Source organism: Micromonospora sp. NBRC 110037 (assembly GCF_001652995.1).
GTDB classification, from domain to species: Bacteria; Actinomycetota; Actinomycetes; order Mycobacteriales; family Micromonosporaceae; genus Micromonospora; species Micromonospora chalcea.
The window spans coordinates 21,297-48,275 of record NZ_BBVA01000012.1; the positions used below are offsets into that span (position 1 = coordinate 21,297).

Below are 26,979 nucleotides of genomic sequence, written 5' to 3' on the forward strand. Positions count from 1 at the left end.
CGGTGGACCCCTTCCACGAACGCCTCGCCCGTACCGGGCTCGCGGCGGCCGACCGATACGGCTTCGCGCTGGCCGGCGGTTACGCGGTCCAGGCCGCTGGGCTCCTGGAGCGGCCCAGCGAGGACGTCGACCTGTTCACCGCCTGGGACCGCCGCGACGAATTCACCGCCGCAGTCGCCGCCGTCGTACACGCCTACCGAGACGACGGCCTCACCGTCGAGACCGAGCGGCAGTACGACACCTTCGCCCGGCTCACAGTCACCGATGGCGCGCGGGTTTCCAAGGTCGAACTCGGCGTGGACTGGCGCGCCAACGAACCGATCCTCATGGCGATCGGACCCGTCCTCCACCCCGACGACGCGGTCGCGAACAAGATGAGCGCCCTCTACGGACGAGCGTTCGCCCGCGACTTCATCGACATCGACGCCACGCTCCGATCCGGCCGCTACACCCGCGACGCCCTCCTCGCCCTCGCGCAGCGCGCCGACCGTGGGTTCGACCCGCGCATCTTCGCCGACGCCCTCGCACAAGCCACCCAGCTCGATCCCGACGACTTCGCCCAGTACGGCGTCACCGGCCCAGCGCTGGACGATCTCTTAAGCCGATTCGCGGAGTGGCGCCGCGAACTGCTCGACTACGAGGAAGGGTGACTCGGCTTCCGACTCACGGCAACGTTGAGCCTGCACCCGCAGTACCCACACGTTCACCTACGTTCCTCGGACCGTCGTTCGCCCAGCCCAGGACCACCCGCGGAGCACACGAACCCCGGGTTGCGACCGGCGGTCGGTCGCGGTGACCCGCGTCGGCACCGGTTGACCCGGGTTGGCATCCGCTTGAGCAGTCTCCATGTGACTTCAATTGATCTCGGCGGGCAGGGTGGGCCGGCTGGCGCGGATGGGGTTGCGTCGGCGGCGAGCAGCCTGGTTCAGGCTGCGGCGCGGATCACCGGTGCCGGTCGAGTGAATTCTTAAGGTCGCGGATGAGTGCCCGGACAACGTCAACGCGCGTCACCAGGCGAGAGCGAGGATGGCTTGCCGATGGTTTCTTTCCTTGCTCGCGCGGTCCGCCCATCAACACCGAGAGATCGGAGTGTGCAATCGCCGAAATGCCCGGCCCGTTGGGTTGTCCCGCGACCGGCCGGGCTGGCTGCGCGACCGGCAGCCTGGCCGATGGCGGTTACCGCATCGGACTCGAGGCCCGGGACACCGTCACCGGCCAGATCCTCGGCCGGGCCGACGTTACGCACGGGCGGGAACAGCGGGCCCACACCACCTCAAGGTGATCAACCAGCGCGCGTACTCCGGCGGTATCTACCGTGGCGCGGGCGCAAAGTGCGCTGGGCACGGCGACCTCCAGGTCGCCGTGCCCGCGGGTCTGCGCGCCGTGGAACAGATCCACCACCTGGCCAGCCGTGACGTACCACGGAACTGCGGAGGCGTTCGGCCAGAACGGCGCGGATGTCAAGCCCTCACGCGTCGACATCAGGAGGGCGCACGACCACCAGCCTGAAGCGGACGAGGGATCCGGCCAGACAAGAGAGTCGTCTGCTCGTCGAGGGACGGGCGGTCGCCCTCACCCACCCGCGCCGAACCATCCGTCGGAACCTCGGGGACCGGCGTTCCCTCGCACTCCGCTCCCCGTTTCGGCAGCTTTCCGTTCAGCAGGTAGTCGTCGATGGCGGCGTCGACGCAGGCGTTGGTGCCGTGGACGACGTGGTAGCCATCGCGCGGAACGCTGAGGAGCCGGTGCCCGAGCAGGTCCGCCATCGCCCGACCGCCCTCGTACGGCGTCTGCGGGTCGAACTCCTCCTGCACGACCAGCCCTGTCGGGTAGCCGCTGCGGCGCAGCTTCACCAGCGGCTCGACCCGCTCCACCGAGCCGAAGGTGCACTCACGCGGAGAAACCGCCGAAGCACCCCAGCCGTAGGGGAAGTGCTCGGAGAAGTAGCGCATGTCCGCGTAGTACACCTTGAGGTCGGCGGGCCATTCGGCCTCGCAGTTGACTGCCTCCCAGACGCCATTGCTGGTCGGCGGCGGGTCGGCCTGGATCTCTTGCTGAAGAGCCAACGCCCGGCCCAGGTCACCCGGCACGTCCGAGGGTGTCTCGACCTGCTGACGCAGCCGGCTCGCCGTCGCTGCGAAGAAGTCCCAGTACGCCACCTCGTTGGTGGCCCCGACGAGGCCGTCGAACTCGGTGCCGTCGTACACGAAATCACCCTGGTCGATCGGGCGTTGCTCCAGCTTCGCCCGGGTCCGTTCGATCGTGGTGCGCACCTGCGACCGGGTGGTTCCCAGCCCGTAGATTCCGTTGCGCTCGGCCACCCACGTCATCCAGGCGTCGGCGGTCCTACGTTGGGCGATTGCCTGTTGCTTCCACGCCTCCCGCCATATCCATTGCGGGTGGATCGCGGAGTCCAGGACGTTGCGGTTCAGTCGCTTCGGAAAAAGCGTGCCGTAGACGGCCGTCACGTACGTGCCGTAGGACTTCCCCATCAGGTTCAGCTGACGCTCACCCAGGACCGCGCGGACGATGTCGAGATCTCTGGCGTTGTTGGCGGTGGTGAAGTAGGGACGCCGGGCACCGTCCGCGCGTTCGCATTGCTGATCACGCCTGCGGAACTCCTCGGTGTACGCCCGCATCTGCGCGTCGGTGAAGCGCGTCCTACCGGACACCTGCACGCTCGTGCCCTCGCACAGCAGAGGCTGCGACTGCCCGACACCGCGCGGGTTGTACCCGATGATGTCGTACCGCGTTGACAGCGCCTCGTACGCCGGGTCCTCCGGCGCGTAGATTCCCTGCCCGCCCGGCCCGCCGGGGACCTCGACCAGTACGCCGAGCCGGTTCGGCTGATCGCTCGCCAGGCGCCGGGAGAGCTCGACGGTCTCCCGGGGACCGTCCGGTCGCCGGTAGTCCAACGGCACCCGCACAGTCGTGCATTCCACCGCCGGGGACGCGCTCCCGGCACGGGGAAGCGCGGACGCCGAAGCATCCGGTGACCGCCTCGGTGGCACCGGCGGGCGGGGGCAGGGTCCCCACGCAGGACGCTGCGCGTAGAACTCCGCCAGTCCGACCGGCACCGCGTCGGACTTCGGCGCGGTGTTCGCCTCGGCGAGAGGCACCACCTGTACGCACAGAGCCGCTGTTGCCGTGGCAATCAGACCGGCCTTTGCTCTGCGTCTCATCCCAAGCCTTCATTCTTCGCGACAGGAGCCGCTGAAGCGGCCCTGCGGAACAGCACCGTCGTGGTGCCGGCGCTGGCCGTCATGGCCGCAGGGCGGTCGCGGCCGGAGTCCAGGTCGACTCGTCCTCGACGTCGGCGACCGTGATCCCCTTGGCGATCTTCTCCAGCTCGACCCGCGGCAGCGTGTTACCGGCACCATCGGGGCTGACCTCGACTACGACTGCGCCGTCGGCGCTCCGGAACTGGCACCAGATGTCGACCTGCGGGCCGTCCCACCCGGGCCGGTCGGGTACGTCGTAGCACTTCGTCACACCGGGCTCCGGCGTCTGGTTCGCGCTGCTGCTCGGGATGACCGAGATGTGGAACCCGTCTTTGATGCCACCCTCGCTCGCCTCGTACGGTGCGGTCAGCCCAGTGGTGGGCGCGGCGGACCTGGTGTACGTCGCGCCGCCGTAGTCGCCGCCGCGGGCCGCGGCGATGCCGCCGAGGCCCGCCGTGGCGTGGGTGCCGATCTGCAACGGCACGTAACCGTCCGGCAGGTAGCCCACCGTGAAGGGCACCAGGGCCGGCGTCGGCCTGCTGGGCTTCAGGCCTTCGACCAGGCCGCCCAGCTCCTCGAAGCTCGGCGTGGCCTTGTCGCCGGAGTACGACGTGACAGCCGCCCAGGCGTTGTCGGCGTACTCCCAGGCGAAGAGCTTGTTGCCGCCATCCACCGGGCGTTGCGGGTCAAGGCCGACCGGCAGCGTCGCCTGCACGGCCCTGCGCCCGGCCACGGTGACGTTCGCGCCGTCCTTGATCCCGGCCGGGTCGAAGGCACCGGGCCGGTAGACGGTCAGGTACGCCAAGAGGGCCGGCTTCCCGTTTTCCTTGTTCCGCAAGAACGCGTCGCCCTGCTCCTCCACCTCCTGGCGGGTCATGGGCTTGTCGTTCGAGGTGTGACCGTCGGAGTAGACGGGAGCGATCTGGTACGCGGTGGACGCGACGATCGGGTCCTGCACATGCAGCGTGCCGGCGTCGTACCCGGTGAAGGTGAAGGTGAACGACGCGGCGTCGGGCCACTCGGCCCCGGCCGGCTCGGACGCCGCCGCACCGGCCACGAACGGCGCGGCCGGGGGGCTCTGCTGCGCACCCAGAGCCGGTACCACGAACGCACCGGCGACCACGGCCACGACGAGGCCCGCCGCGCCGGCTGACGCGAATCCGGCCCGACGGCGGCGCTGCGCCCGCCGCCCTGCCGTGATGATGTCGTCGACGGTGCGGGACATCGGCGGCTCATCGCCCGTTACCGCGTCCACGAGATCATGCAACCGCATGGGTCCACTCCTTTATCGATGGTCCGTTGAGATCGGTACGGTCGCCGCCGAGTGACTCGCGCAGCTTCGCCAGGCCACGGGACACCTGACTCTTGGCCGTGCCCACCGTGCAGTTCAGGACGCTGGCGGTGTCCTCCAGGCTCAGATCCAGGTAGTGCCGGAGCACGACCGCGGCTCGCTGCCGGGGTGGCACCGAGTCGAGCGCCGCCCGCAGGCGCATCCGCTCGTCGCTCGCACCGGCGGGGTCGCGCAGCGCGATGTCCGGCATGGCGTCACCGGCCGACCGCTCGCGCCGCCACGGCCGACGGGTCTCGTCGACCGCGGCCCGGTAGACCATGGTCTTGACGTAGAGATCGGGCCGGTCCAGCTTCCGCCAGCGGGGATAGAGCTTGACCAGAGCATTGGCCACGGCGTCCTCCGCCGCGTGCCAGTCGCCGCAGGTCACGTACGCCAGCTTGCGCAGTGACGCCATTTCTGACGTCACGAACTCGCGGAATGCTTGCTCGTCTTCGGCTATCAAGTGCGCTGCCTCCTCGTGACGGAGGTAGAACGGAACCGCCCACCCGGAAAGTTGCACCACTCGAAGAAGTTGGCGGATCAACAGGATGATCGAGCGGGTTCTACGGTCGCGCCGACGCGCTCTGAAGAGAGCGTCGTCGCGGTCGAGCAGGTAGTGGTCGCCCGCCGGTCCAGGCCGTCCACACCCGAGCAGGATTCGGCCGACACCGACCGTCCGGATCGTCGTACCGGCGGCCGCTCATCCGTCCCGGCCGCCCGGAGCGGATTCCACCATCGCGGCGAGGAGCGTGGCCACCGGCACGGTGGCGAACCCGACCCGGTTGTCGCCGGCCCCGTACGGCAGCCACAGCTCGCCGTCGTGTACGAGCGCGCCGCAGGAGTAGACGACGTTGGGGACGTAACCGTCCTGCTCGGCCTCGTCGGGTGACAGGAGCGCGCCGGGCAGCCGCGCGATCACCCGTTCCGGCCGGCGCAGGTCGAGCAGGAGCGCGCCGATGGCGTACCGGCGCATCGGGCCGACGCCGTGGGTGAGCACGAGCCAGCCGGCGTCGGTCTCGATGGGCGATCCGCAGTTGCCGACCTGGATCAGTTCCCAGCTGTCCCGGGGGGCGTGCAGCGGCACCGGCCTCCGCCACCGGTTCTCACGGTCCAGGCTGGTCAGGCCGATGGTCTCGCCGTCCGCGCGGCACAGGGCGAGGTGCCGTCCGGCCACGGTACGGGGGAACAGCGCGACGCCCTTGTTGCGGACGCCCGGCCCGCGCATCGGGGTGCTGTCGAATCGGCGCAGGTCCACGCTGGCAAGCGTGCGGGTGGCGATGCGCCGTCCGTCGTAGGCGGTGTAGGTCGCCCGGTACAAGGGTCCGGACTCGCCGGTGAACCTGACGAACCGGGCGTCCTCCATGCCGTTGCCCTCCGCCGGAACGGCCGGCCAGAGGACTCGTTGATGCAGGGCGGTGTCGGCGGGGAAGATCGTGGCGTAACTGGCGGCGTTGGTGCGGCGTACCTGTTCGAGGGTGTCCGGTCCGGTGCTGCGGGAGAGCAGGTCCGGTGGCAGATCGCCGATCACCCGGTCGAAGGTCGCCTCGTCGTAGCGTTCGGGCAGGGCGTGCAGCACGGTGGCGGTGATTTCGTTGTCGCAGTCCACCTCGGTCAGGCCGGCGGCGAGGAGGTCCCGGCGGTGTCGTACGGCCGTCCGCTGTCCGACGACCGGCGGCCCGGACCGGTCGGCGACGGTGAGCCGGAGTCCGGGTCCGAGGACCGCGGTGGCGAACCCGATGGACGACAGGTGCCCCTCGCCGATCTGGCGCAGGCTGATCGCGACGCGCAGTTGCCCGGCGATCAGGCCGGTCTGGTCCGGATGGGCAACCATCGACGGGTTGCACAGGGCCGCCGCCTCGACCGCGTACTCGTGGCTGAAGTAGGCGCCGATCAGGAGCCGGGTGGTGGGGGAAAGGTCCCGGCCCCGGGCGATGCGGTGCCGGACGAGGTCGTAGTGGTGGTGGAACGTGGCGTCCAGATCGCGGTGCCGGGTGCCGAACCGGTCGAAGGTCTCCCTCAGCAGCCGGCCGGTCTCCTCGTCGTCGAGGTGCGCGACGCGGTCGATGAGCGCCCGCGCTCGGCTGCGTACCAGGGCGGCGTCCTCACCCGGGACGAAGAGCTTGACGACGACCCGGCGTGGATCCGGGGCCAGGATGGCGCCGTGCCGGACGGCCAGGGTGTCGGTCACGACCACCGCCGGGCGTGCTGCACGGTGGAGATCAGCGCGAGGGTCGATTCGGCGCCCTGGTTGAGGTTGGGTCCGTGCGGGGTCAGCCCGTCGTAGCCGCCGCCGGTCGCCGGATCCCACATCCGCGTACCGACGTCGTTGTCGCCGAGGAACCACCCCACCGCCTGCCGGACGCCGGTCTCCCAGCCGGGGTCGCCGGTGACGGCGGCGGCGGTGGCGCAGGCGTCGGCGAACGCGGCTACCTCGATCGCCTGCTGGTCGTGGCGCAGCCGCGCCGCGCCGCGCTGCCACCCGCCGGCGGGTACGACCGACAGGTGTCCATCACGGAGCTGGACGTCGCGCAGCCAGGTCAGCATCCGCAGGCCGTCGTCGAGGGGCGGGCCGTCGTGGCGTAGCTGACTGGCCGCGATGACGACCTCCGCGAGGGCCGCGTTGGCATAGGTCAGGCACGGCTGCGGCCAGGGCCAGAGCGGGTCGGGGCCGGGGGCGCCGATCGTGGCGGCCGCGTCCATGAGCAGTGTGGCCGCATCGGCGTGGCCCGGGTGGCGGCGCAGCACCTCGATGGCACCGAGCCCGGCGAAGGCCATCGCGTGCGGGGCCGGGGAGCGCCGTCTGGCGCCCCGGCCGAAGGCGACGAGTGCCTCCTCCCGGATCCAGGGCGCGGGGCTGCGGGCGGCGGCGGTGCCGAGCCCCCACAGCGCCCGCCCCCACCAGTCGCCGAGCCCGGGGGCGTCGGTCCACCGCCGGTCGTGGCCGAGCCGATTGCGGAAGGCGCCCCGGGTGTCCTGCGCGTGGGTGAGGAACGCGAGGTAGCGCTCCGCCAGCCCGAGCACCTCCGGGGTCGGCTCCGGCTCCCGGCTGGTGACGACCAGCCCGCGCGCGGCGTCATCGGTGCAGTAGCCGTGTTCGCGGCGGACGATGGCGTGTCGGGCGTGCTCGAACAGGCCGGTGTCGTCACTCAAACGGCTCAGGTGCGCGAAGCTCGGCCGGGGCGTCGGATGCCGGCCACCGCTGCCTGACATGTTGGACAGATCGGTGGTCGCGGTCACGCCGACGCCGCGCTGACCGCGGAGAGGCGGGCGGCGACGAGCCGCTCGGCGAGCGTGCCGTAGCTGGCCGCCACCGCCGGCCAGCGCAGGTCCGCGGCCGGCGGCCGGACGCGGCCCGCCAGCCGGGCGGCCAGGCCGGGCTCGGTCAGGATCCGCCGGATCGCGGCGGCCAGCGCCGCCGAATCCTGGTGGGGTACGACCAGACCGGGCCCGCCGTTGAGCAGCTCGACGGCATGCGGGAAGGCCGTGGCCACGACGGGCACCCCGGCGGCCACCGCCTCGATGAGCACGCCGGAGGTGACCTGTTCGCGGGAGTCGTAGGGCAGCACGACCACGTCGGCGGAGCGGATCAACCGGGCGAGCGCGGGTTGGTCGTGGTAGACGTTCTGGTAGTCCACGGCGTGGGCGATGCCCAGCTGGGCGCCGAGCTGGTGCAGTCCCGCCCGGTACGCCTCCCCCTGGTGCTCGACCACCTTCGGATGGGTCCGGCCGGCAATCGTGTAGGTGGGGGTCGGTTCGAGGTCCTGCAACCGCGCGAGGGCCCGCAACGACCACTCGACGCCCTTGCCCGGGCCGAGCAGTCCCCAGGTCAGCAGGTGCGGGCGGGTACGGCGGTCGGCGGGCACGTGGACGTGTTCGGCGGCGCCGTGCGGGATGACCGTGACCTTGTCCGGACGTACGGCGTAGCCGACGAGCAGCCGGTCGTGAGCCGTGCGGGTCATGGTGACGACCGCTCCCGCGGCGGTGACGATCTGCTCCAGCAGGGACTTCTGCCTGGGCGAGGGCCGGCGGAGCACGGTGTGCAGGACCACGATGCTCGGCACGGTGAGCCGGCGCAGCAGCGGCAGGACGTCCTCGCCGTCGGCGCCGGGGTAGATGCCGTACTCGTGCTGCACGACGGCCACGTCGAAGGTGTTGAGGACGGCCGCGGCGTCCCGCCAGCCGGTCTGCGTACGGGCCGACCAGGTGTGCACGACCCCGGGTCCGGCCCGCAGGTCGTCGCCGTGGTCGGTGACCCGGACGATGCCGCCGCGCGTGCCGTCGGCGGTCAGGTGGGTGGCGAGGGCGGAGTTGAAGGTGGCCAGTCCGCATCGGGTCGGTGGGTGCGTGCTGAGGAAGCCGTAGCTGGGCATGGGTGTCGGGCCTTCCGGTTGTCGGCCGCCTCGGAGTGGGGGCGGCCTCACGCGGTGTCGGCGCACGCCGGCCAGCGTGTGTGGCCGGCGGAACGGATCGGGCGGTGGTGGCCGGGGGTTCAGCGGTGCGACCGACGGGTGAGGCGGTCGTAGACGGTCAGGTAGTCGGTCACCATGCGGTCCGCGCCGAAGCGTTGCCCGGCCCGGGTCCGACAGGTGGCCCGGTCCAGCGCGGCAGCCCGGCCGACGGCGTCGACGGCCTGCTCGGCGGTCCGCACGAGGAACCCCGTCACCCCTTCGTCGACGACCTCCGGCATCGACCCGCGCGCGTACGCGACGACCGGCGTGCCGCAGGCCATCGACTCCACCACCGAGAGCCCGAACGGCTCGTCGAAGGCGATCGGGTGCAGCAGCGCGGCGCTCGCGCCCAGCACCTCCGCACGCCGCCGAGGGCCGACCGAGCCGAGGAAGACGACCCGGTCGCCGTCGATGTGGGGGGCCACCTGCTCGGCGAAGTACCGCTCGTCCTGAACGATGCCGCAGATGGTCAGCGGCCGTCCGGCGCGGCGGGCGATCTCGATGGCGGTGTGGGTGCCCTTGTCGGGGTGGATCCGGCCGAAGGCGGCCAGTCCCGGGCCGGCGTCGCGGGTGAACGGCAGCCCGGTCAGGTCGACACCGTGGTGCACCGTGGCGACGTAGTCGAGGTCCGCGTTCCGGTCGGCGTCGGAGATCGAGACGTAGGACGAGCGGGCCCGGGCGTACGCGGGGAGGATGCCCGCACCGGAGAAACCGTGCACGGTGGTGAGCAGCGGCGCGCGGCAGTGTTCGGCGAAGGCGAGCGGCAGCCAGTCGAGGTGGCTGTGCACCAGGTCGAACTCCGACGAACGGGCCATCGCGTGGGAGACGTGCATCGCCTCCCACACCCGGCCGTCCATGGCCGGGTCGTCGGCGTACCCGCGGGGGCACACACCGTCGAGGGCGGCGGAGGTGACGGAGTCCAGCGTCGCGAACAGGGTCACCTCCACGCCACGGGTGACCAACCCCTCCGCGAGCAGCCCGGTCACCTGCTCCCAGGGGCCGTAGTGGTGCGGGGGTGTCCGCCAGGCGACCGGCCCGAGCAGGGCGACCCTCACGGGGACGGCGAGTCGGCGAGGTCGGCCGGATCGAGACGCAGGGTCGCGAGCAGCCCCACGTGCTTAGCGGGGTCCACCCGCTCCGGTAGGTCGCGCTCGACCCAGTCGGCCCTGGCGTGCTGACCGCGCTCGCGCAGCGCCGCGACGATCCGGTTTCTGGCGATCCCCATCATCTGCCTCTCGAGAAGCTGTTCGGAGTGGTTCCGCGTGCCGGCGCCGGGTCAGCGGAGGAGCCCTGTTCTCAGTTGAGCCAGCGAGCGCTTCAGCAGCCGGGAGACGTGCATCTGGGACAGCCCGACCCGGGCGGCGATCTGCGCCTGGGTCAGGTCACCGGTGAACCTCATGGTCAGGATCCGGAGTTCGCGTGGGGGAAGCGCCGCGAGGAGCGGCCCGAGGGTGAGGTGGTCGTCGACGGCCGCGTAGCCCGCATCGACGGTGCCGCTGCGCGCGTGGCGTTCGATGCGGTCGGCCGCGAGTCGTGGCTCGTTCAGCGATGCCAGGCGATAGACACCGAGGGCGACGACGGCGGCCAGGACCTGGGCGACGGTCACCTCCAGGTCGTCGGCGAGCTCTCGATCGGTCGGCTGGCGGCCGTGTTGCTGCGCCAGCCTGCCCCGGGCCTCGGGCACCCGTGCACCCAGTTCCTGGGTCGGACGCGGAACCCGGATCGCCCAGGCCGAGTCGCGGAAGTGCTTCCGGATGCCGCCGAGGATGGTCGGGACGGCGTAGGCGGCGAACGGCACGCCACGACCGCCGTCGTATCCGTCGACGGCCTTGATCAGGCCGAGCGCGCCGATCTGCGCCAGATCGTCGTAGGACTCCCCGCGACCGGTGTACCGGCGGGCCAACCGACACGCCATCGGCAGATTCGCCTCGATGACCCGATTTCGTAGCCGTACGCGCTCGGGATCGTCGACGGTCAGGGCGGCGCGTCGACGCAACATGTCTTCATTGATCCCCGAGGCCGGGTTCGGCGTCGGAGGGGAGAAGGTGGCTGTGGGTGTCACGGCGGAGGTGACCATTGTTCCAACGCCCCTAACGGGCTGGTGGCGGCAAGACTGGCGCCACCGGGGACCCGGGCGACACCGTCACCGTACGCCTTCATCTCCAGGACCGACACCCGAACGGGTTCCGGGTGCCGAACCGGTCGTCAGGCGGACCCGTGGTCGACCGGGCCCAGCGTGATCTGCTCGGAGCCGTCGACGATCGCCTGGGACAGGTCGGACAGCCGCCGGTTGCGGCTGCGGGCGCCGTCGCGCAGCAACGCGAAGGCCTGACCCACGTCCACCTGGAGGCGTTCGGCGAGGACTCCCTTGGCCTGTTCGATCAGAACGCGGCTGTTCAGGGCGGTCTGCAGCTGCTCGGCGAGCATGTCGCGCCGGTGGATGGCGCGCTGTTGCAGCAGCCCGATGGTGGCCACGTCGGCGAGCGCCTGACCGATGCGGAGCTTGTCCTCGTCGACAGCTCCCGGCCGGACATCGAAGAGGTTAAGCGCGCCGATGACCTCGGAGCGCAGGCGCATGGGCAGGGCGTGCACCGCGGCGAAGCCGACCTCGGCCGCCGCGGCGGCGAACCTCGGCCACTGTGCGGTGGTCAGTCCCAGGTCGGCGACCGACACCGGTCGGCCCGTACGGAAGCAGTCGAGGCAGGGCCCCTGGTCGGTCTGAAGCTGGAACAGCTCCAGCAGCCGGGTGCGTTCGGAGGAGGCGGCGACCACCTGCAGCCTGTCCCGCTGGTCGGTCAGGAGCAGCCCGGCCGCCGACACACCCAGCAGATCAACGCACCTCTCGGTCAGCACGTGCAGGAACTCGATCACGTCGAAGTCGTCGACGAGAGTGTCGGCCATCTCCACGAAAACGTCGGCCAGCTGGGTTTCGGCCATGTCGGTCACCTCGCCAATCAATGGTTCCACCGGTCACCCGACGGGACGGTCCGTGCGGCGCCCGTCCTGGCGCCGATCCCCCGTTCACCCCTTCCGGTCACCGTGTCCGGTCCGGGCCGAGACGCAGGCGCCGGGCGACGATGTCGGTCGCCACGTCCCGCAACCGCCGGTCCCGGGAGTACGCGTGGGCCAGCATCCGGGCGAGTGCCACCGCCGCGGGCACCTCCAGCTGGGCCATGATCATTCCGGTAGCCTGGTGCACCTCGGGGTGGTGCAGGCCGGTCCCCTCGGGCCACCGATCGTTCCGGTCCGCGCCGTGGCTCGTCGCGCCGTCCAGCAGCACCGCGCATGCCGTGTCCGCCAGGATCAGCACGTCGGCCAGCTCCTCCGCCGCGAGGTCCTCGGCGCGGGCCCGGTAAAGGTCCAGGACACCGAGGTTGATCCCGCCCACCCGTAGTGGCAACGCGAACACCGCACAGGCCCCGACGCGCACCGCGGCCGACGCGAACGCCGGCCAGCGCTTCCGGCATTCCGGCAGGGTCAGATCGGCGGCAAGGACAGGCCCGTGTGTGGTCGCGTCCACGCACGGCCCCTCGCCGAGGGTGAGGCTCAGGTCTTCCAGATCCGCAGCGCTTCGATCCGTCGCGTGCACCAGTTCGCGCGGCGTGGCATCGAGGACGACGGCGACGGCCGCGGAGTCGACGTCGGCGGCCGAGACCGCAGCCGCGCAGACATGACCGACCGTGACCGCGCCACCTCGGGCGGCAGCGCCGAGAGCGGCCCACAGCCGCAGCCGGCGATCGGAGGTCGTCGGATCGCCGTGCCCGGGGTTGTCCGTGTCCACCACTGACTCCGACCCGGATCGCTCGAAGCGGACGTTACGGACAGCGCCAGGGACCCGGGCGAAGGGCAAACGGTACTCCGCATGACGCCGCCGCGCTACCGGCGGCAACGGACGCGACGACGCCGAGCCGATCGAGGCAAGGGAGCGTACGCTGGCAGTGTCGCTCGGGACCCCGGTGGCTGACAGCCCGCCGCCGACGGACGCCCCGTTCGCGACGCCATCCCGACCGGTCAAGTCGCGGGGCCTACCCTCGCTCCCGGCAGGGCACCGTCCACCGCACGTCGGACCGCGACGGTCTGTCACAGGCCCGCAATCAACCAGACGCGCCGGCGCACCACCGCGCTCAGGCCGGCCGGATACTCCTCGGAAGGCGGCGGTTCTCATGACCGCACCCCGGAACAGTCATGTTCGATTCTTCCCGCGCGACGGTCACCGCGGCACCGATGCCTCTCGCCCGATTCCCCCGCGACCGGCGGTGAAGCGCTCGCGGGTCGGGGGTCTGTGGGTCGCTGCCGTGGTGTTCGCGGTCGTACTCCTGCTGCTGCTCGTCTTCGTGCTGCAGAACGGGCAACCCGCCGAGGTGTCGTTCCTCGGCGCGCACGGCACGCTGCCGATGGGGGTGGCCCTGCTGCTGGCCGCGGTCTCCGGGGTCCTGCTCGTCGCACTCCCCGGCACCGCCCGGATCGTGCAACTCAGATTGCTGGGTCGCCGTCGCATGCGGGAAGCCGGCGCGCCCGAGCATCGTCCGACTCCCCCGCCGGTGAACGGCATCACGGTAGTCCCGCTGCCGCCCCGCGCAGCGGATCAGGACGACTGAGCCGTGTCCGCGGGATCAGGCGTGGGGAGCGGAGCGGCTGCCGGCCTTGGCCAGGCCGCGGCTGACCAGGTAGCCGATGGTCAGCATGGTGACGTAGAGCCGGGCGCGGTCGGCGCGGAAGAAGGGGCGATCAGCGACGCGGCGCTGCTCGGCGTCCAGTCTTCGGCCACCGGCAGGTCAGGACGCAGCGTCACCAGCTCTTCCATGTTCGTGATCCGCAGCAACCGCAGGATGCTGCCCCCGGGCCGGCAGACGACGAGGGCGGAATCAGCCGCGAGCGCGATATGCGCCCGGGCGAGGAAACTGGGCAGCGCGGAGGAGGCGAAGGTGACATCGGCCAGATCCACGACGACCTCGGTCGGCGCGATGATCGACAGGCGCTCCACCACGCCCGACAGTGCCGGGTCGGCCTCCATGTCGATCTCACCCGCCAGGCGGATCAGGGCGCTGGGACGTCGAGGCGAGATCAGTAGGGTGATGACGAAATGCGCGCCGGACACCTGGGCCATAGCCTCACCTCGGCATGAACGACCTGATGCCGAGGGCTGGGGCAACGACCTGAACAGGCCGTGTCCTGATGCTACCGCCCGGCGACCCGATGCCGACAGCCGATGTGACCGGGCGGGACGCGGCGGTCCTCCGCCTCACCGGTTGTCGCGCAGCGGCGCACCGACCTCGTGCAGGTGCCGCAACGCCTGCCGGTACGACTGGACCAGGCTGGCCTGCTCGTAGGCGACTCCGATCTCCCTGCAGTAGGCCTCGACCATCGGTTGCGCCCGGCGAAGGTTCGGTGTCGGCATCGCCGGGAACAGGTGATGCTCGATCTGATAGTTCAGACCGCCCAGCGCGGCGTCGGTCAGCCGGCCACCGGTCACGTTTCGTGAGGTCAGCACCTGCTTGCGCAGGTAGTCCTCGGTGCCCTCCGGATGCGGCATGCCCTTGTGGTTCGGCGCGAACGTCATCCCCAGGTAGACACCGAACACCGCGTGGTGAACGGCGAAGAACGCCAGTGCCTGCCAAGGGGTGAGCACCAACAGCAGGGCGGCGACGTAGGCAGCGAGGTGAAGGCCCATCAAGCCGGCCTCCAGACCGCGGCGCTTCATCCCGGGGGCCAGCAACGCCCTGACGCTGGACACCCGCAGGCCGATGCTCAGCAGCGTCAGCAGCGGGAAGAACAGACCGGCCTGGTGACGGGTGACGTATCCCTTCAGCCCGCGTCGCCCCCGGGCCGACCCGCTGGCCCAGATCAGCACCTCCGACGCCACATCCGGGTCGAGATCGTCATGGTTGGGGTTGTTGTGGTGGCGGGTGTGCTTCTCCATCCACCAGCCGTAGCTCATCCCGACCGCGATGTTGGCCGCGATCCGGCCCGCCCGCTCGCTGAGCTTCCCGGTGCGGAACACCTGCCGGTGCGCCAGATCGTGGGCCACCAGAGCCGCATGCGAGAACGCGACACCCAGGAAGGCGGCGACGGCGAGGGTCCACCAGGACGCTCCGACCAACCACAACGCTGTCCATCCGGCCACCAGCATCGATGCCACCGTGACCATCCGTACGGCGTAGTAAGTGGGACGCCGTTCGAGCAGACCGGCCCGGACGACCCGTCGGTTGAGCACGGCGAAGTCACTGCCGCCCGCGGGCTTCCGGTGCGGAGGTGAAGTGTCGGCGAATTCGGTGACGGGAGGACAGGCAGTCGAGCTCGACATGGGACTCCTCGGATCTCCCACCGCACAGGAAGGTTCACGTCTCCGAGTGCGGCAAGCGTGTGCGGGAGGTGCGGACGACAGGCCGCGGGAGTCCGGGCGACCGCCGCGATCCGGCTAGGACGTCGGATGCAGCCTGAGGTCAGTACCCTCGTCGGCGACGTAGGAAACGGATCGTCTCACCCAGCAGGGTTACCACGTCGACTCCCGGCGTGTACCGGATCGGTGCCGCGCGCCGGCCGGACCGGCGCCGTCACAGTGGGCACGAACACCATCGACGCCCCCGTCTGCCTGCATCTGATGGTCACCTGCAAGGGCCCGGGCGGGATTCGGTCAGTGGTGGCTTCGGCAGAGTCGGAGCGTTCAGGTCCGGGCCGGCGCGGTGGGTGGGCGATCGCGCTGAACGTGGCCGCCTTCGGTCTCCCAGCCGGCGACGTCGTCGTCGGCTCGCGCCGACCGTCCCTGGCGGGGGTGGGACGGTATGGACGTCTCACCAGTGGCGCGCGTGCTGTCGGCGGGACGCGAAGCCGCGAGCATGGTCGCCGTCGCCACGGCATGGGTGGCCCCAGGTGCGACCACGGCCAGGTCGACTCGCAGATCCCGTGGGCCTGTAAGAATCACCAGCTCGGCCGCGAGACTGGTGAACCAACCCACCCTCACCACGGCACCACCGACGCCGATCCGGCCGGGGTGCCGGTCCCAGGCATCGGGCTGAAGCATGATCCGTTCGATCACGCCGCCACGCCGGGCGGTGAGCGCTGTGACGAGGCTGCACAACTCGACAACCGGTTCTCGTGACGTCGGCCACCAGCCGCCGTCGAGCATCGACCGGCTGGACGGCGAGTCGGCCAGCCGCAGGCGTGCCACCGGCGGCTCACCGGTGCAGACCCACGTCATGCGGTCCTTGGCAGAGCGGACCATCAGATCCGCCTCTCCGGTACGCCGGCGTCCGGGCGGGCGCCGGGAAGGTCCGAACGGGTGGTGGTGCAGGGGGTGACGCGGTGCACGAGGGTCACCGGGCTCCCGGCACGGCCGTCCGGCGTAGGCCGTGGCCGATCGTTGATCTCGGGGCCGGACTGCACACCGGTGGGGACGGGACCGAACCTGACCATGCGCGGACCTCTTTCGATGGTGGTGGGCTCCTGGGGAAGGGAGCAGGGGGCGTCGACGGGCCGGCCGGTTGGTCAGATCGCTCTCGGCGGTCAGGCGGACGGTCCGAGCGGAGTACGAGGCGGGTCGACGAGATCGGCCGGGTCGAGGCGCAGGATGGCGAGCAGCCCGGCGTGCTTCTCCGGGTCTATCTGCTCCGGCAGTTCCCGCTCGACCCAGTCGGCCCTGATCCGCTGGCCGCGTCGGCGGAGAAGACTGACGATCCGCTGTCTGGCGATGGTCATAGGACGCTCTCCCCTGCGGAGCCGTCCGAGAGGATCGCACTCACGGGCGGCCGTGCGAAAGCACTGTCTGGATCGCACCACAGGCTTGCCACGATGAGAGTGACGGTCGGGACCGACCGGGCAGAGTGGTGGCGACGGCTTGGCGGCCACCGGGGACTCGGGTGACATCTTCACCGTACGCCTCGCGGCGTGCTTCCACACCCCCGGTCACCGGGTGCGGCACCCGGGGTGCCGGCCTGGGCGCGGACGAGCCCGGGGGCGCGGGTCGGCGAGCAGGTTGAGCTCTCGTCAGGGCAGCCCTGGCCGGTGGGACGGTCGAGGCCAGCACGGCTGCGGGACATCGCGACTCACGATCGCCAGCCGGGTCGGGTCCGCCCCGCGTGCTTGTCGTAGCCGACGTGGTCGGTGATCTCGCCGCCCAGTGCCGATTCGAGGACCCGCTTCGTCATCTGCTGCAGCAGTCCACCCTCATCGGTCAGCTTCAAATCCGTCACCGCGAGCCCGATCGGCCAGCATCGCGATCAACTGCTCGTCCGTGACCGCATCCGCCGGCCTGGCGGCCGGCTCCTGCCCCGAGGTGATCTCGGCCGTCATCTGGCGCACGGGGGTCATTTTGAGGCGGAGCCGACAGAGCCAGGTGCGCGCACGCGTCGAGCCGCGATGTAGCGGCGGCCGTACGGCGTACCATCAGAATGGTGCGGGTCCGCGGCCTGCCAGCGACATCAATACCTGCGTGGCGAGTAGCTTGCGTATGCGGGTGACGGCGACTGTCCCTACCCGATCATAGGGCAGCTCCAATTGCAGCCCCTGGTCTGCGTTGCGAAGGTCTGTCGTGATCTCGTCCGGACGGAACGTGCCGCCCCAGCCGTTGAGTCCTCCGCGCTGGTTGGTACTGAGGGAAGCCATGCCGGAGATGCAGGCGCCGTCGACCAGGATCAGCCTCGCAGGGCCGGAGTAGGTCGTCGTCATTGTCATCAACCCTTCAGAATGTAGCGCCGTGCACAGAGGAAGGCGTCGAGTCCGACCATGGCGTGCTCCAACTGGACCGCGACCGTACGTGCCTCGACCGTCAGGGCGGCGGCAGTGCGGTATCCGGCTCGTGAGGGACAAGGGTCGATGCTTGGCCGTGGTGAGCGCATGAGACGCCGAACGGCGGCCCGCTGAATCAGTCGGGCCGCCGTTCGGCGGGTGTGGATCAGAGCGGGCGGATGTTTTCCGCCTGCGGGCCCTTCTGGCCCTGGGTGATGTCGAACTCCACCTTCTGATTCTCGTCGAGGCTGCGGAAGCCGCTCGCCGAGATCGCGGAGAAGTGGGCGAAGACATCGGCGCCGCCGCCGTCCGGGCTGATGAAGCCGAAGCCCTTGTCGGCGTTGAACCACTTCACGGTGCCTGTAGCCATGTCTGCTCCTTCGCAGGCTGTTAGAGACCGCACGGTGCGGACCCTTACGCCGCCGCGTTGATGACCCGCGTCGAACCGACACGAAAAACGAAAAGCGCCTGGATGGGTTTCAGATGCCCCATCAGGCGCCGGAAAACGTCTACGGAAATCAAAACTGCAACCCGGCCACCGTAGCACATGATCCGTCGTTGAGCCGATGGCGACGAGTAGATCCCCACGGAGCTTGCTTCCCTGCGGAGGCGCGCCCGGATCCACGCCGTGCTCGGCCACCGGCGGCCGACAGCCGCCTCGACCGCCGGTTACGAACAGCAACATCCCGGCCGATGGCCGGGATACGAAGAGGCGCGCAAGCAGGAGTACGTGCTACCAGGACCGAGCCGGGAGCGGGCCGGCCAGTCTGCCGCCGTGGCCCACGCTACTGCTTCTCGTTCTGCCGCAGGGCTTCCTCGAGCTGGTCTTCCAGGATGATGATCCGACAGGCGGCTTCCAGTGCGGTGCCCTGATCCACCATCTCGCGGGCCCGGGCGGCCAGGCGCAACTGGTAGCGGGAGTAGCGGCGGTGCCCGCCGGCAGAGCGGTGCGGGTTGATCAGTTTCGCCTCGTCCAGGCGGCGCAGGAAGTCCTGCGTGGTGCCGAGCATCTCTGCGGCCTGACCGATGGTGTAGGCCGGAGTGTTCTCGTCGCCGAACATGTCATCGGGGTTTCGCCCCATGTCACCTCCACATCGAGGGCCCCGGCGCATAAGCGCCGGGGCCCAGGGTTAACGGGTCAGAACACCATCTACCGACAGGAAAGTCGGCTTGTCGTATCCGCACCAGCCATCGAAGGCTTCGGGTGCGAGGATCGCATATGCGTGACCGGAGACCACCTCTCGTTCGATGGAAACTGCGGTGTCCGCCGAGCCTGGAATGACGGCTGCTGGCGGGCGATCCAACGGTGTACGGCCCTCCCTTTCCTCTGCTACTTCTCACCCTTGCGGTCGTACGGTCCGCCGGCGCCGGAGCCCACGCGACTTCATGGCCCCGACACGTGCGGCGAACATCAGCTGGAGCCCTGAGCAAGCCTTGGCCCCACCTGCGTGCCCCATCGTGCGTCACACGTTGAGGCTGACGTGCTCCTACTGCCGTTCCAGGCGGAACGAATTCCGCTTCTCACCGTCCGTCGTGACCTCACGGCCGGGCGGCCCCGTCTGCGTCTTGACGGATCTTCTCTCTCGACTCGAAGAAGATTATTCCACGCTGCAGAGGATGTCTAGTCGTTCCGACCCAGATTTTCTGGTCGACCGCCGTCAGGGTCAGCGGTGTGTCCCAGCAGGCACGTGCGGGCCGCGCCGGCGGCTGAGCCCACCGCGCACCTCATCGGAGATCACAACCCCCGGAAGTGTCGGCGTCGGTCGCTAGCCTGCCGGCGTGACGAAGATCGATGCAGAGAAGGCCGCGCTGTGCGAATTCCTCGAATACCAGCGCGCCAGCGTCCGAGCCATCCTGGCTGATCTGGACCCGACCGCGCTGCGGACGTCCGTCCTGCCCTCCGGCTGGTCGCCGCTCGGCCTGGTGGAGCACCTCGGTCACGCGGAGCGCCACTGGTTCCAGGAGGTCTTTCGCGGTTCGGTGGAGCCACTGCCCTGGCCGGACGAGAACACACCGCTGCGCACGTCTCGATCGCCGGACCAGGTCTTCGACTTCTATCGCGACCAGTGCCGGATCTCGGACGCGATCATCGCCGCGGCGCCGTTGACGGCGGAACCTGTCGGCCGGCACCCGGAGGAGCCGCTGGCTTCGCAGACCACTGACCTGCGCCGGATTGTTCTGCACGTCATCGAGGAGACCGCCCGACATGCCGGCCACCTGGATGTCGTGCGCGAACTCGTCGACGGGCGGACCGGGCTGGGCCCGCGCTGAGCCGGGCGAGCACCGGCTCAGGTCACGACGCGGACGCCGGGCCAGCGTTCGGCGGGGCGGTGACGGGCCAGTCGCTGCCGGGAGATCTCCGGGCTGACCCGGGCCCGGTTGCGTCGCCACACGCCGTCGAGCAGGTCGTCGAGGCCGTGCGGCGCACACACCGCGATCTCGTCGTACGTGTCGAGGCGTACGGCCACGGCGGTGGCGTACTCGGGCCAGGTGGCGACCGCGTCGGCGACGGTGCGCAGCGGTGTCACCGGGCCACCGCCGAACTTGGCGGGATACCAGGTGTGCACGGCGGCCTGGTTCTTCGCCTCCCACGGCGGATCCGACCATCCCGCCACCAGTCGCCGGGTGGCCCGGTCGTCGTTGTCACGGCTCAGGTCCGCCGGGTCGAGGAAGACCACGTCGACGTCGCGCACGGACGAGAGGTCGAACCCGTGGCCGTACCGCTCGCCCCAGACGAGGTCGCGGATGACGCCCGCGCCGATCCAGGCGTCCGGGAGGCCGCAGTCCCGAACGACGCCCAGCGCCCGGATCAGCCAGGGGCTGCGCCGCACCAGGTCCCGCAGTTCGTCCTCCCGCATCGGTTCTCCTGAGATCAGGTGGGAGTCGCCGGGCCGGGTGCCAGGTTGAGCACCCGCAGCGCGACGTCGACCGAGGCCTGGAGGTCTTCGCGGCTCGCGCCGGCTGCGGCGTGCACGGCGTGGCCCTCGCTGAGCGCCATCACGAACCGGGCGAGTGCCCGGCTGTCGACGCCTTCCGGGAGGTCGCCTTCCTTCGCCGCGCGGGACAGCCGTTCCTCCAGAGCTGTCTCGGTGGCGGCCCGGCCGGCGGCCAGCATCTCGGAGATGCGGGTGTTCTCCGGGGAGCAGGAGAGCCCTCCTTGGATGGAGAGGCAGCCGGCGGGGTGGTCGTCGGCGGTGAGCGCGTCGGCGCTGGCGCGCAGGAAGCTCTCCACGGCGGCGTACGCGGTGGGTTGCTCTAGTGCGGCGCGGGCGTTGGCCAGGTTGGTCTCGTGGTAGCGGGCGAAGGCACGCCGGAACAGCTCCTCCTTGCTGCCGAAGGTGGCGTACAGGCTCGGCCGGTTGATGCCCATGGCGCTGGTGAGGGAGCTGAGCGACGCGCCTTCGTAACCGTGCCGCCAGAAGACCTCGGCGGCCCGGTCGAGGACCGTCTGCTCGTCGAAGGCTCGCGGCCGTCCCGGTGTCGAAGTGCCCATGCACCTACTCTACCGCTCGGTACAGAAGTGACGCAGCGCACCAACCGATCGGTACGGAACCTTGCTACGGTGACGTCACAACCGATCAGTACAAAAGACCGAGGGAGACGCATGACCGTCACGTTGATCACCGGCGCGAACAAGGGCATCGGTTTCGCGACCGCCGGGCAGCTTCTGGACCTGGGGCACACCGTCTACGTCGGGGCGCGCGACAAGCGCAAGGGCGAGGAGGCGGCAGCGACGCTCGGCGCGCGGTTCCTGCACCTGGACGTGACCGACGACGCCTCGGTGACCGAGGCCCTGTCGACCATCGACGCGGCCCACGGCCGGCTCGACGTCCTGGTCAACAACGCGGGCGTCGCCGAGGAAGGCCCCGTCGACGGACCCACCGCGCTGCGCGTGTTCGACACCAACGTGGTCGGGATCATCCGGGTCACCGAGGCGGCACTGCCCCTGCTGCGCAGATCCGCCAATCCCACGGTGGTCACGGTGTCGAGCAGCGCGGGCTCCTTCTGGGCGACGAACAACCCGGACCGGCCGGAGTTCGATCTCGGGTTCCCGCTCTACTCGGCGTCCAAGGCGGCCGCCACCATGATCACCCTCAAGTACGCCCGGTCCCAGCCGGGCATCAAGTTCAACGCGGTCGAGCCGGGCTTCACCGCCACCGACATGACCGCCGCGCTCGGCGGTGGCAGGTCACCGGCCGAGAGCGCCCGGATCGTCGTACGTCTGGCGACGCTGCCCACGGACGGCCCGACCGGGACGCTCCAGGACGAGTTCGGGCACCTGAACTGGTAGCCGCAGCCGACAGCCGGGAGGGGAACCCATGACAACCATCGGCATCATCGGCGCGGGCGAGGTCGGCAGCCAGATCGCACGGGCGGCGATCGCGGCCGGGTCCTCGGTCGTCATCGCCAACTCGCGCGGGCCCGAGACGTTGGCGGGCCTCGTCGCCGAGCTGGGTCCGTCGGCGCGGGCAGCGTACGCCAGGGAGGCCGCGGCGGCGGGCGACTTCGCCGTCGTCGCCGTACCTCTGAAGGTCGTCAACGACATGCCGGCCGAGGAACTCGCGGGCAAGATCGTCCTGGACACGAACAACTACATGGTCTGGCGTGACGGGCACATCCCGGTCCTCGACTCGGGTGAGAAGACGGTCCACGAACTGCGTCAGGAGCAGCTCCCCACGTCGAAGGTCGCCAAGGCGTTCACCCACATCCAGGCGCCCCGCCTGCTCACCTCCGCCCGGCCTGCCGGCGCCCCTGACCGGCTGGCGCTCTCCGTCTCCAGCAACTTCCCGGAGGCGGTTGCTCTGGTGACGCGGCTGTACGACCAGTTCGGCTTCGACACCGTGGACAACAGCCCGCTGAGCGAGTCGTGGCGCACCGGCCCGGGTCAGCCCGCGTGGATCCGGCACGCGCACCAGAACCGTGAGGAGCTGGCCCTCAACCTGAGGAGAGCGCGGCGCCACGCGCCGGCGTGACTCTCGTCGTCAGCGCGCGGTGGACTCCAGGCCCCGCTCGCGGGCGGGCTCCTCCGCGGCGAACGGGCTGCGCAGGCGGGTCATGGAGGCGGCGCTGATGTCCGCGGCCGGACTGCGCTCCTCGTCGGTGGCCTTGCCCCCCTCGATGCTGAAGGGATTCAGGGCGAACGTCTTGTCGGGCACGTCGTGCTCCAAGGGAATCTGCACGGCAGCACTCGACTCAGTCGTCGCGGCTGGGAAACCGTGGGAAGGGCAGGGGGTCGGCGATCAGCCGTCGACATCCCGCATCGACAGCCTAACCCCCGTCGGCCGCCTGGGCGAGCCACGTCGACCAGGAGCACGGGGACGGGCCCGGCGCGGAGGAGTGTTCCTCCGTGCCGGGCCCGCAGGTGTCGTGCGGGTCAGGCGGCGCAGGTGGCCGTCGCGCCCTGACCGGTGCCGGTGCCCTGGAAGCCGAAGTTGGTCGTCTGCCCGGCGCCGACCTGGCCGTTGTAGCCGACGTTCGTGAACCGGACGGTGCCGCTGGTGCCGCTGGCCTGGGCGTTCCAGGTGCCGGTGATCGCCGCGCCGCCGGGCAGCGCGACGGTCACGGTCCAGCCGTTGATGCTCGCCGAGCCGGCGGTGACGTTCACGCTCGCGGTGAAGCCGCCGTTCCACTGGTTGATCGCGACCGACGCGGAGCAGCCGTTACCGCCCGGCGGCGGCGTGGTCGGGGGCGCCGTGGTCGGCGGCGCGGTCGTCGGCGGCGCGGTGGTGGGCGGAGCAGTGGTCGGCGGGTTGGTCGTCGGCGGCGCGGTGGTGGGCGGGTTGGGCGCGCCGTTGGCCAGGCTGAAGGCCAGGTCCGGCTGGAACGAACCGGCCGTGTAGCGGCAGCCGTCCGCCTCACCCGGCGGCTTCACCCAGAGGTACGCATCGATGTTGGCGTCGCCGGTGTTCGTCGTGGGGTACTGCCCGATGCGCCGGTCGGTGTTGTCGTCGGCGCACCAGTCCCCGGCCGCTCCGCCGTTGCGGCTGGTGTCGATGACCTGCCGCTTGCCGGAGATGCCCATGCCGTTGAGGGCGGAGATGACGGCCCGGCCGAAGTTCGCCTCGCTGGACGTGGGGTTGAAGTTCGACACGTTGGTGAAGAAGCCGTCGGCGTACTGCACGCCGGCCGCGCGGAGCCGGTTGGCCGTGTCGTTCGCGCTGTTCCAGGTGGAGTGGCCGCCGTCGAGGTACACCTTGGCGTTGGGGTTGGCCGACTTGATGGTCTGGGTCGCCGTGGTGAGCGCCTGGTTGCGGGCGTTCAGCTCGCTGGTGCTCAGGCAGGTCTGCAGGGCCAGCGAGTCGGTCTCCAGGATGATCAGGACCGTCTGGTTGCCGAGCCCGCGGGCGAAGTTGGACACCCAGGTCTGGTACTGGTTGAGGTCCGGCGCTCCACCGGCGCTGGCGCCGCCGCAGTCGCGGTTGGTGATCTCGTACACCGACAGCACCGGGATCTGCTGCGCCGAGTTGGCGGCGCCGATGAAGCTGGAGACCTCGGACTGGATGGTCGACGGGTTGAAGTTGGCGTACCAGCGGGCCTGCGGCTGGCTGGCGATCTTGTCGCGGATGACGGCGGCGCGGGAGTCGCCCGGGTTGGCGGCGACCCAGCGGACGACTGCCGAGGACGGGTCGCGGTAGAGCGATCCGGACACGGTGCCGGCGGACGCGCCGCCGACGGCGAGGCCGACGCCGGCGGCGGCGAGACCCGCTACGGCCGCCACGCTGATGGCCGCTGACCTGCGGCGGGCGGAGAGGATAGCCACGACGTGTTTCCTCCTGATCACATCGACGTATCTAAGTTCGTGGGAGCGTTCCCACGACGGTAACGGAGGCGGACGTCGATGCCAAGATGTGAACGTCGGTCACTGACCCGTAATCTTGCGACGGTCGACGAAGCGGCGGGAGGAAGACCAGGCATGACGGCGCTATCAGGCCAGGACCTGCCCAGGCCGGCGGACGAGGATCTGCGGACGCTGTTCGGCAAGTCCATCGCCGTCTTCGCGGCGCTCGCCGGGCCGACGCACGTGGTGGAGGCGGCGAACCCGGCATTCTTCGCCGCCATCGGTGAGGAACGCGCACGTACCGGAGTTCCGCTCGCCGAGTTGATGCCGGAACTGGACGGCCAGGGCTTCATCGCCCTGCTGGACGAGGTCTACCGGACGGGCGAGTCCTACACCGGTCACGACGCCCGGATCATGCTGGGCACCGGCTCGCACGCGCGGGAGGCGTTCTTCGACTTCACCTACGAGGCGCGCCGCGACCCCGCCGGCACGGTGACCGGGATCCGCGTGATCGGGGTGGAGACCACGCAGGTCAAGCACGCGCAAAGGCTGATGGCCGAGCACCGCGCCATGCTGGAGCAGATCGCCCGGCAGGCGCCCCTGACCGAGGTGCTCGACGGGATGGCCCGCTGCATCGAGAACCTCGCGCCGCAGGAGGTGCTCGTCTCCGTCCTGCTCGCCGACGCCGACGGCCGGCACCTGCGCCACGGCGCCGCGCCCAGCCTGCCCGACTTCTACAACGAGGCCATCGACGGGATCGCCACCGGTGAGGGCGTCGGATCGTGCGGCACCGCCGCGCACCGGCGGGAGCCGGTCGTCGTCACCGACATCGCCACCGACCCGTTCTGGGCCGACTTCCGCGATCTGGCCGAGCGGGCCGGACTCGCCGCCTGCTGGTCCACGCCGATCCTGGCCCGCGACGGCAGCCTGCTCGGCACGTTCGCCATGTACCACCGCACCCCGCGCGTCCCGCGGGACACCGATCTGGCCCTCGCCCGGGTCTTCACCGGCACCGCCGCCCTGGCCATCGAACGTCACCACATCGAACAGGCGAAGTCCGAAGCGGACGCCCGTGCGCGAGCCGCCCACGACGAGTTGGCCCGGGTGGTGCGGGCGGAGCGGGAGCTACGGGCCGAGGCGGAACAGCGCGCCGCCGCGGCGGCGGAACTCACCGCCCGGCTGCGCGCCGCCGCCGCCGCGCAGGCCGCCACTCCCCGCCCCGAGCGGTGTCAGCTCGGCGGCAGCGACGGCTGCGCCGCGCCCGCCGAGATCAAGGTCGCCGACTCGTGGGGCGACTCGGCGTGGGGCTGCCCGGTGCACGTCGAGGAAGCCGTCATCAACGTCCGTTCGGTCTTCATCGCCAACGAGGAGCTCGGCGGCCTGTCCGCCTACCTCGACCGCTGACGCTCTCAGAGCTGCACGACGTGGCCCACCCGGGGCGGCGTACGGCCGGCGAGGACGTCGAGCCAGGCGTCCCGCAGCGCCTCCCGACCGGCGCCGGCCCGCACGTCGAGCCATCCGCTCACCACCTGCGAGAACCGCTGCCAGGCGTCGGCGAACCGGGCGTCGAGGCCGTCGCGGCCCCAGTCCCGGCTGCGCTTGCGCATCTGCACCGGCGCGAAGAAGACCTCCTCGGCGGCGTCGGCGTTCGGCGTCTGCCGGGTCAGGCCGACGGCGATGTCCCGGACGAGCCGGTCGCCGAGGTGGGCCCGCAGGGCGGCCCGGTGCGCGGGCGCGCCGGACAGGTCGAGGTAGACCGTCGGCACGACGTCGAGCGCCGCGATGTCGTCGTACGCGAGGACATCGTCGTAGCAGCCGAGCGACCTGGTGAAGGCGAGGTTGCCGGGTGAGGTGAGCCCGATCAGGCGATGGCCGCGGCCGTGCAGCTCGAACGCGGCGGCGTACGCCGTCTTGCTCGACGCCGACGACAGCACCAGCGATTCCGCGCCGTACCAGTCGTTGTCGACGACCTGGTCGGCGAGCATGAACGAGGTGAAGAACAGCGGCCGGAACAGGATCAGCAGGTCCTCCTGCTCCGCCCGGTACGCGGGGTCGCCGGTGGTCGACCGGTAGGAGTTGTACGGCGAGGGCAGCCCGGCCCGGTGCGGGCTGGCGTCCCGGAAGCCGGTCCCGTCCACCCGCTCCGGGCGTACCACCAGGTGGCCGGCGGGCGGCAGGTAGCCGTAGATCCGCACGCCCGGCTCGACTCCTGACACTGTGGATGCAACCACCTCGGCGAAGCCCCACAGCGGCGGCAGTCCCCACCGCTGGTCGAGCCCGCGCGGCTCGGGCGGGAAGAACTCCCAGTAGCGCATCGCCTCGCCGAGCACCGCGTACGTCACGTTGTTGGCGGTCAGGCCGACCCGGTCCACGCGCAGCAGCGCCTCCCCGTCGGCGAGGGCGGGCGCCGCGCCGTCGGCGAGCGTGGTGCGGGCGAGGTCGTCACGGGCCACAGCGAACGTCCACGAGTCAGCCATG

31 protein-coding genes are annotated in these 26,979 nt (G+C 70.8%); 6 read left to right on the forward strand and 25 right to left on the reverse strand.

Annotated elements, in window-relative coordinates:
- Positions 1-2 precede the first annotated feature (2 nt).
- On the forward strand, positions 3-650 hold the full coding sequence (locus tag A4R25_RS27360) for a nucleotidyl transferase AbiEii/AbiGii toxin family protein (protein WP_064448561.1): 648 nt from the start codon (positions 3-5) through the stop codon (positions 648-650).
- An 831-nt stretch (positions 651-1,481) separates the two neighbouring features.
- On the opposite strand, the gene A4R25_RS27370 is transcribed toward A4R25_RS27360, so the two are convergent.
- The 11 genes from A4R25_RS27370 to A4R25_RS27415 all read right to left on the reverse strand — a co-directional run bounded on the left by A4R25_RS27370 (position 1,482) and on the right by A4R25_RS27415 (position 13,014).
- Positions 1,482-2,921, reverse strand: coding sequence for an alpha/beta hydrolase (locus A4R25_RS27370; RefSeq protein ID WP_158559964.1), 1,440 nt, complete (start codon positions 2,919-2,921; stop codon positions 1,482-1,484).
- Between the two features lie 340 nt (positions 2,922-3,261).
- Positions 3,262-4,494, reverse strand: coding sequence for a hypothetical protein (locus A4R25_RS27375; protein WP_064448564.1), 1,233 nt, complete (start codon positions 4,492-4,494; stop codon positions 3,262-3,264).
- Positions 4,481-5,014 carry a SigE family RNA polymerase sigma factor gene (locus A4R25_RS27380; protein ID WP_043330679.1) on the reverse strand — a complete coding sequence of 178 codons (534 nt, stop codon included), beginning with the start codon at positions 5,012-5,014 and terminating at the stop codon, positions 4,481-4,483. The genes A4R25_RS27375 and A4R25_RS27380 overlap by 14 nt, the downstream gene beginning before the upstream one ends.
- Positions 5,015-5,251: 237 nt before the next feature.
- On the reverse strand, positions 5,252-6,739 hold the full coding sequence (locus tag A4R25_RS27385; RefSeq protein WP_064448617.1) for a glycosylase: 1,488 nt from the start codon (positions 6,737-6,739) through the stop codon (positions 5,252-5,254).
- On the reverse strand, positions 6,736-7,761 hold the full coding sequence (locus A4R25_RS27390; RefSeq protein ID WP_043330681.1) for a hypothetical protein: 1,026 nt from the start codon (positions 7,759-7,761) through the stop codon (positions 6,736-6,738). Before A4R25_RS27390 ends, A4R25_RS27385 begins: the two co-directional genes overlap by 4 nt.
- A 23-nt stretch (positions 7,762-7,784) precedes the next feature.
- A complete protein-coding gene (locus tag A4R25_RS27395; protein ID WP_064448565.1) occupies positions 7,785-8,921 on the reverse strand; it encodes a glycosyltransferase in 1,137 nt (378 codons plus the stop codon).
- Positions 8,922-9,040: 119 nt separating this feature from the next.
- Positions 9,041-10,054, reverse strand: coding sequence for a glycosyltransferase family 4 protein (locus A4R25_RS27400; RefSeq protein ID WP_064448566.1), 1,014 nt, complete (start codon positions 10,052-10,054; stop codon positions 9,041-9,043).
- Positions 10,051-10,224 (reverse strand): hypothetical protein, encoded by a 174-nt coding sequence (locus A4R25_RS31600; RefSeq protein ID WP_176722769.1) that lies wholly within the window; start codon positions 10,222-10,224, stop codon positions 10,051-10,053. Before A4R25_RS31600 ends, A4R25_RS27400 begins: the two co-directional genes overlap by 4 nt.
- 51 nt (positions 10,225-10,275) lie before the next feature.
- The gene (locus tag A4R25_RS27405; protein ID WP_082931161.1) at positions 10,276-11,076 is read right to left on the reverse strand and encodes a SigB/SigF/SigG family RNA polymerase sigma factor; all 801 of its coding nucleotides are present in this window, start codon (positions 11,074-11,076) and stop codon (positions 10,276-10,278) included.
- A 128-nt stretch (positions 11,077-11,204) separates the two neighbouring features.
- On the reverse strand, positions 11,205-11,936 hold the full coding sequence (locus A4R25_RS27410; protein WP_043330684.1) for a GAF and ANTAR domain-containing protein: 732 nt from the start codon (positions 11,934-11,936) through the stop codon (positions 11,205-11,207).
- Between the two features lie 97 nt (positions 11,937-12,033).
- Positions 12,034-13,014 carry a GAF and ANTAR domain-containing protein gene (locus A4R25_RS27415; protein ID WP_197494979.1) on the reverse strand — a complete coding sequence of 327 codons (981 nt, stop codon included), beginning with the start codon at positions 13,012-13,014 and terminating at the stop codon, positions 12,034-12,036.
- Positions 13,015-13,294: 280 nt separating this feature from the next.
- Between A4R25_RS27415 and A4R25_RS27420 the strand changes: the two genes are divergently transcribed.
- Complete coding sequence (locus tag A4R25_RS27420) at positions 13,295-13,597, forward strand: lipopolysaccharide assembly protein LapA domain-containing protein (protein WP_197494980.1); 303 nt, start codon at positions 13,295-13,297, stop codon at positions 13,595-13,597.
- 80 nt (positions 13,598-13,677) lie between these two features.
- On the opposite strand, the gene A4R25_RS27425 is transcribed toward A4R25_RS27420, so the two are convergent.
- The 9 genes from A4R25_RS27425 to A4R25_RS27460 all read right to left on the reverse strand — a co-directional run bounded on the left by A4R25_RS27425 (position 13,678) and on the right by A4R25_RS27460 (position 18,805).
- Entirely contained in the window at positions 13,678-14,106 is a 429-nt protein-coding gene (locus A4R25_RS27425) for an STAS domain-containing protein (RefSeq protein WP_043326971.1), read from the reverse strand.
- Between the two features lie 135 nt (positions 14,107-14,241).
- On the reverse strand, positions 14,242-15,303 hold the full coding sequence (locus A4R25_RS27430) for an acyl-CoA desaturase (protein ID WP_043326973.1): 1,062 nt from the start codon (positions 15,301-15,303) through the stop codon (positions 14,242-14,244).
- A gap of 360 nt (positions 15,304-15,663) precedes the next feature.
- Positions 15,664-16,221, reverse strand: coding sequence for a DUF5994 family protein (locus A4R25_RS27435; protein ID WP_051611247.1), 558 nt, complete (start codon positions 16,219-16,221; stop codon positions 15,664-15,666).
- 281 nt (positions 16,222-16,502) lie between these two features.
- Positions 16,503-16,694: a hypothetical protein gene (locus A4R25_RS27445; protein WP_043326977.1), complete on the reverse strand. Its 192-nt coding sequence runs from the start codon at positions 16,692-16,694 to the stop codon at positions 16,503-16,505.
- Between the two features lie 347 nt (positions 16,695-17,041).
- Positions 17,042-17,179, reverse strand: a complete 138-nt coding sequence (locus A4R25_RS31605; RefSeq protein ID WP_197494984.1) for a hypothetical protein — start codon at positions 17,177-17,179, stop codon at positions 17,042-17,044.
- Positions 17,163-17,297, reverse strand: a complete 135-nt coding sequence (locus A4R25_RS32040) for a hypothetical protein (protein WP_255358612.1) — start codon at positions 17,295-17,297, stop codon at positions 17,163-17,165. The genes A4R25_RS31605 and A4R25_RS32040 overlap by 17 nt, the downstream gene beginning before the upstream one ends.
- An 84-nt stretch (positions 17,298-17,381) precedes the next feature.
- The gene (locus tag A4R25_RS27450; protein ID WP_043326979.1) at positions 17,382-17,663 is read right to left on the reverse strand and encodes a hypothetical protein; all 282 of its coding nucleotides are present in this window, start codon (positions 17,661-17,663) and stop codon (positions 17,382-17,384) included.
- Between the two features lie 226 nt (positions 17,664-17,889).
- On the reverse strand, positions 17,890-18,093 hold the full coding sequence (locus tag A4R25_RS27455; protein ID WP_016815249.1) for a cold-shock protein: 204 nt from the start codon (positions 18,091-18,093) through the stop codon (positions 17,890-17,892).
- A 415-nt stretch (positions 18,094-18,508) separates the two neighbouring features.
- Positions 18,509-18,805 (reverse strand): helix-turn-helix domain-containing protein, encoded by a 297-nt coding sequence (locus A4R25_RS27460; protein ID WP_043326983.1) that lies wholly within the window; start codon positions 18,803-18,805, stop codon positions 18,509-18,511.
- A 697-nt stretch (positions 18,806-19,502) separates the two neighbouring features.
- Between A4R25_RS27460 and A4R25_RS27465 the strand changes: the two genes are divergently transcribed.
- Positions 19,503-19,994 (forward strand): DinB family protein, encoded by a 492-nt coding sequence (locus A4R25_RS27465; RefSeq protein WP_157539173.1) that lies wholly within the window; start codon positions 19,503-19,505, stop codon positions 19,992-19,994.
- 17 nt (positions 19,995-20,011) lie between these two features.
- Here A4R25_RS27465 and A4R25_RS27470 read toward each other — a convergent pair whose 3' ends face one another.
- Together A4R25_RS27470 and A4R25_RS27475 are read right to left on the reverse strand one after the other, a co-directional pair.
- Positions 20,012-20,581, reverse strand: coding sequence for a nucleotidyltransferase family protein (locus A4R25_RS27470; protein ID WP_064448569.1), 570 nt, complete (start codon positions 20,579-20,581; stop codon positions 20,012-20,014).
- Positions 20,582-20,595: 14 nt separating this feature from the next.
- Complete coding sequence (locus A4R25_RS27475) at positions 20,596-21,216, reverse strand: TetR/AcrR family transcriptional regulator (protein ID WP_064448570.1); 621 nt, start codon at positions 21,214-21,216, stop codon at positions 20,596-20,598.
- A 111-nt stretch (positions 21,217-21,327) separates the two neighbouring features.
- Between A4R25_RS27475 and A4R25_RS27480 the strand changes: the two genes are divergently transcribed.
- Together A4R25_RS27480 and A4R25_RS27485 are read left to right on the forward strand one after the other, a co-directional pair.
- Positions 21,328-22,014 carry an SDR family NAD(P)-dependent oxidoreductase gene (locus A4R25_RS27480; RefSeq protein WP_064448571.1) on the forward strand — a complete coding sequence of 229 codons (687 nt, stop codon included), beginning with the start codon at positions 21,328-21,330 and terminating at the stop codon, positions 22,012-22,014.
- A 28-nt stretch (positions 22,015-22,042) separates the two neighbouring features.
- Positions 22,043-22,696 carry an NADPH-dependent F420 reductase gene (locus A4R25_RS27485; protein ID WP_064448572.1) on the forward strand — a complete coding sequence of 218 codons (654 nt, stop codon included), beginning with the start codon at positions 22,043-22,045 and terminating at the stop codon, positions 22,694-22,696.
- Between the two features lie 9 nt (positions 22,697-22,705).
- Here the strand turns inward: A4R25_RS27485 and A4R25_RS27490 are convergent, their stop codons facing one another.
- Both A4R25_RS27490 and A4R25_RS27495 read right to left on the reverse strand, forming a co-directional pair.
- On the reverse strand, positions 22,706-22,903 hold the full coding sequence (locus tag A4R25_RS27490; protein WP_064448573.1) for a hypothetical protein: 198 nt from the start codon (positions 22,901-22,903) through the stop codon (positions 22,706-22,708).
- 194 nt (positions 22,904-23,097) lie between these two features.
- Positions 23,098-24,483 carry a glycoside hydrolase family 6 protein gene (locus A4R25_RS27495; protein ID WP_064448574.1) on the reverse strand — a complete coding sequence of 462 codons (1,386 nt, stop codon included), beginning with the start codon at positions 24,481-24,483 and terminating at the stop codon, positions 23,098-23,100.
- 153 nt (positions 24,484-24,636) lie between these two features.
- Between A4R25_RS27495 and A4R25_RS27500 the strand changes: the two genes are divergently transcribed.
- On the forward strand, positions 24,637-25,905 hold the full coding sequence (locus A4R25_RS27500; protein ID WP_064448575.1) for a GAF domain-containing protein: 1,269 nt from the start codon (positions 24,637-24,639) through the stop codon (positions 25,903-25,905).
- Positions 25,906-25,910: 5 nt separating this feature from the next.
- Here A4R25_RS27500 and A4R25_RS27505 read toward each other — a convergent pair whose 3' ends face one another.
- On the reverse strand, positions 25,911-26,978 hold the full coding sequence (locus tag A4R25_RS27505) for a DUF2855 family protein (protein ID WP_064448576.1): 1,068 nt from the start codon (positions 26,976-26,978) through the stop codon (positions 25,911-25,913).
- Between the last annotated feature and the right edge of the window lies 1 nt (position 26,979).

Excerpts from the sequence above, each read along its gene's own strand:
- A4R25_RS27375 (WP_064448564.1), bottom strand. The coding sequence starts at position 4,494 with ATGCGGTTGCATGATCTCGTGGACGCGGTAACGGGCGATGAGCCGCCG.
- A4R25_RS27390 (WP_043330681.1), bottom strand. The coding sequence starts at position 7,761 with ATGTCAGGCAGCGGTGGCCGGCATCCGACGCCCCGGCCGAGCTTCGCG.
- A4R25_RS27395 (WP_064448565.1), bottom strand. The coding sequence starts at position 8,921 with ATGCCCAGCTACGGCTTCCTCAGCACGCACCCACCGACCCGATGCGGA.
- A4R25_RS31600 (WP_176722769.1), bottom strand. The coding sequence starts at position 10,224 with ATGGGGATCGCCAGAAACCGGATCGTCGCGGCGCTGCGCGAGCGCGGT.
- A4R25_RS27405 (WP_082931161.1), bottom strand. The coding sequence starts at position 11,076 with ATGGTCACCTCCGCCGTGACACCCACAGCCACCTTCTCCCCTCCGACG.
- A4R25_RS27410 (WP_043330684.1), bottom strand. The coding sequence starts at position 11,936 with ATGGCCGAAACCCAGCTGGCCGACGTTTTCGTGGAGATGGCCGACACT.
- A4R25_RS27425 (WP_043326971.1), bottom strand. The coding sequence starts at position 14,106 with ATGGCCCAGGTGTCCGGCGCGCATTTCGTCATCACCCTACTGATCTCG.
- A4R25_RS27430 (WP_043326973.1), bottom strand. The coding sequence starts at position 15,303 with ATGTCGAGCTCGACTGCCTGTCCTCCCGTCACCGAATTCGCCGACACT.
- A4R25_RS27435 (WP_051611247.1), bottom strand. The coding sequence starts at position 16,221 with ATGGTCCGCTCTGCCAAGGACCGCATGACGTGGGTCTGCACCGGTGAG.
- A4R25_RS27445 (WP_043326977.1), bottom strand. The coding sequence starts at position 16,694 with ATGACCATCGCCAGACAGCGGATCGTCAGTCTTCTCCGCCGACGCGGC.
- A4R25_RS27450 (WP_043326979.1), bottom strand. The coding sequence starts at position 17,663 with ATGACGACGACCTACTCCGGCCCTGCGAGGCTGATCCTGGTCGACGGC.
- A4R25_RS27455 (WP_016815249.1), bottom strand. The coding sequence starts at position 18,093 with ATGGCTACAGGCACCGTGAAGTGGTTCAACGCCGACAAGGGCTTCGGC.
- A4R25_RS27460 (WP_043326983.1), bottom strand. The coding sequence starts at position 18,805 with ATGGGGCGAAACCCCGATGACATGTTCGGCGACGAGAACACTCCGGCC.
- A4R25_RS27470 (WP_064448569.1), bottom strand. The coding sequence starts at position 20,581 with ATGCGGGAGGACGAACTGCGGGACCTGGTGCGGCGCAGCCCCTGGCTG.
- A4R25_RS27475 (WP_064448570.1), bottom strand. The coding sequence starts at position 21,216 with ATGGGCACTTCGACACCGGGACGGCCGCGAGCCTTCGACGAGCAGACG.
- A4R25_RS27480 (WP_064448571.1), top strand. The coding sequence starts at position 21,328 with ATGACCGTCACGTTGATCACCGGCGCGAACAAGGGCATCGGTTTCGCG.
- A4R25_RS27485 (WP_064448572.1), top strand. The coding sequence starts at position 22,043 with ATGACAACCATCGGCATCATCGGCGCGGGCGAGGTCGGCAGCCAGATC.
- A4R25_RS27500 (WP_064448575.1), top strand. The coding sequence starts at position 24,637 with ATGACGGCGCTATCAGGCCAGGACCTGCCCAGGCCGGCGGACGAGGAT.
- A4R25_RS27505 (WP_064448576.1), bottom strand. The coding sequence starts at position 26,978 with ATGGCTGACTCGTGGACGTTCGCTGTGGCCCGTGACGACCTCGCCCGC.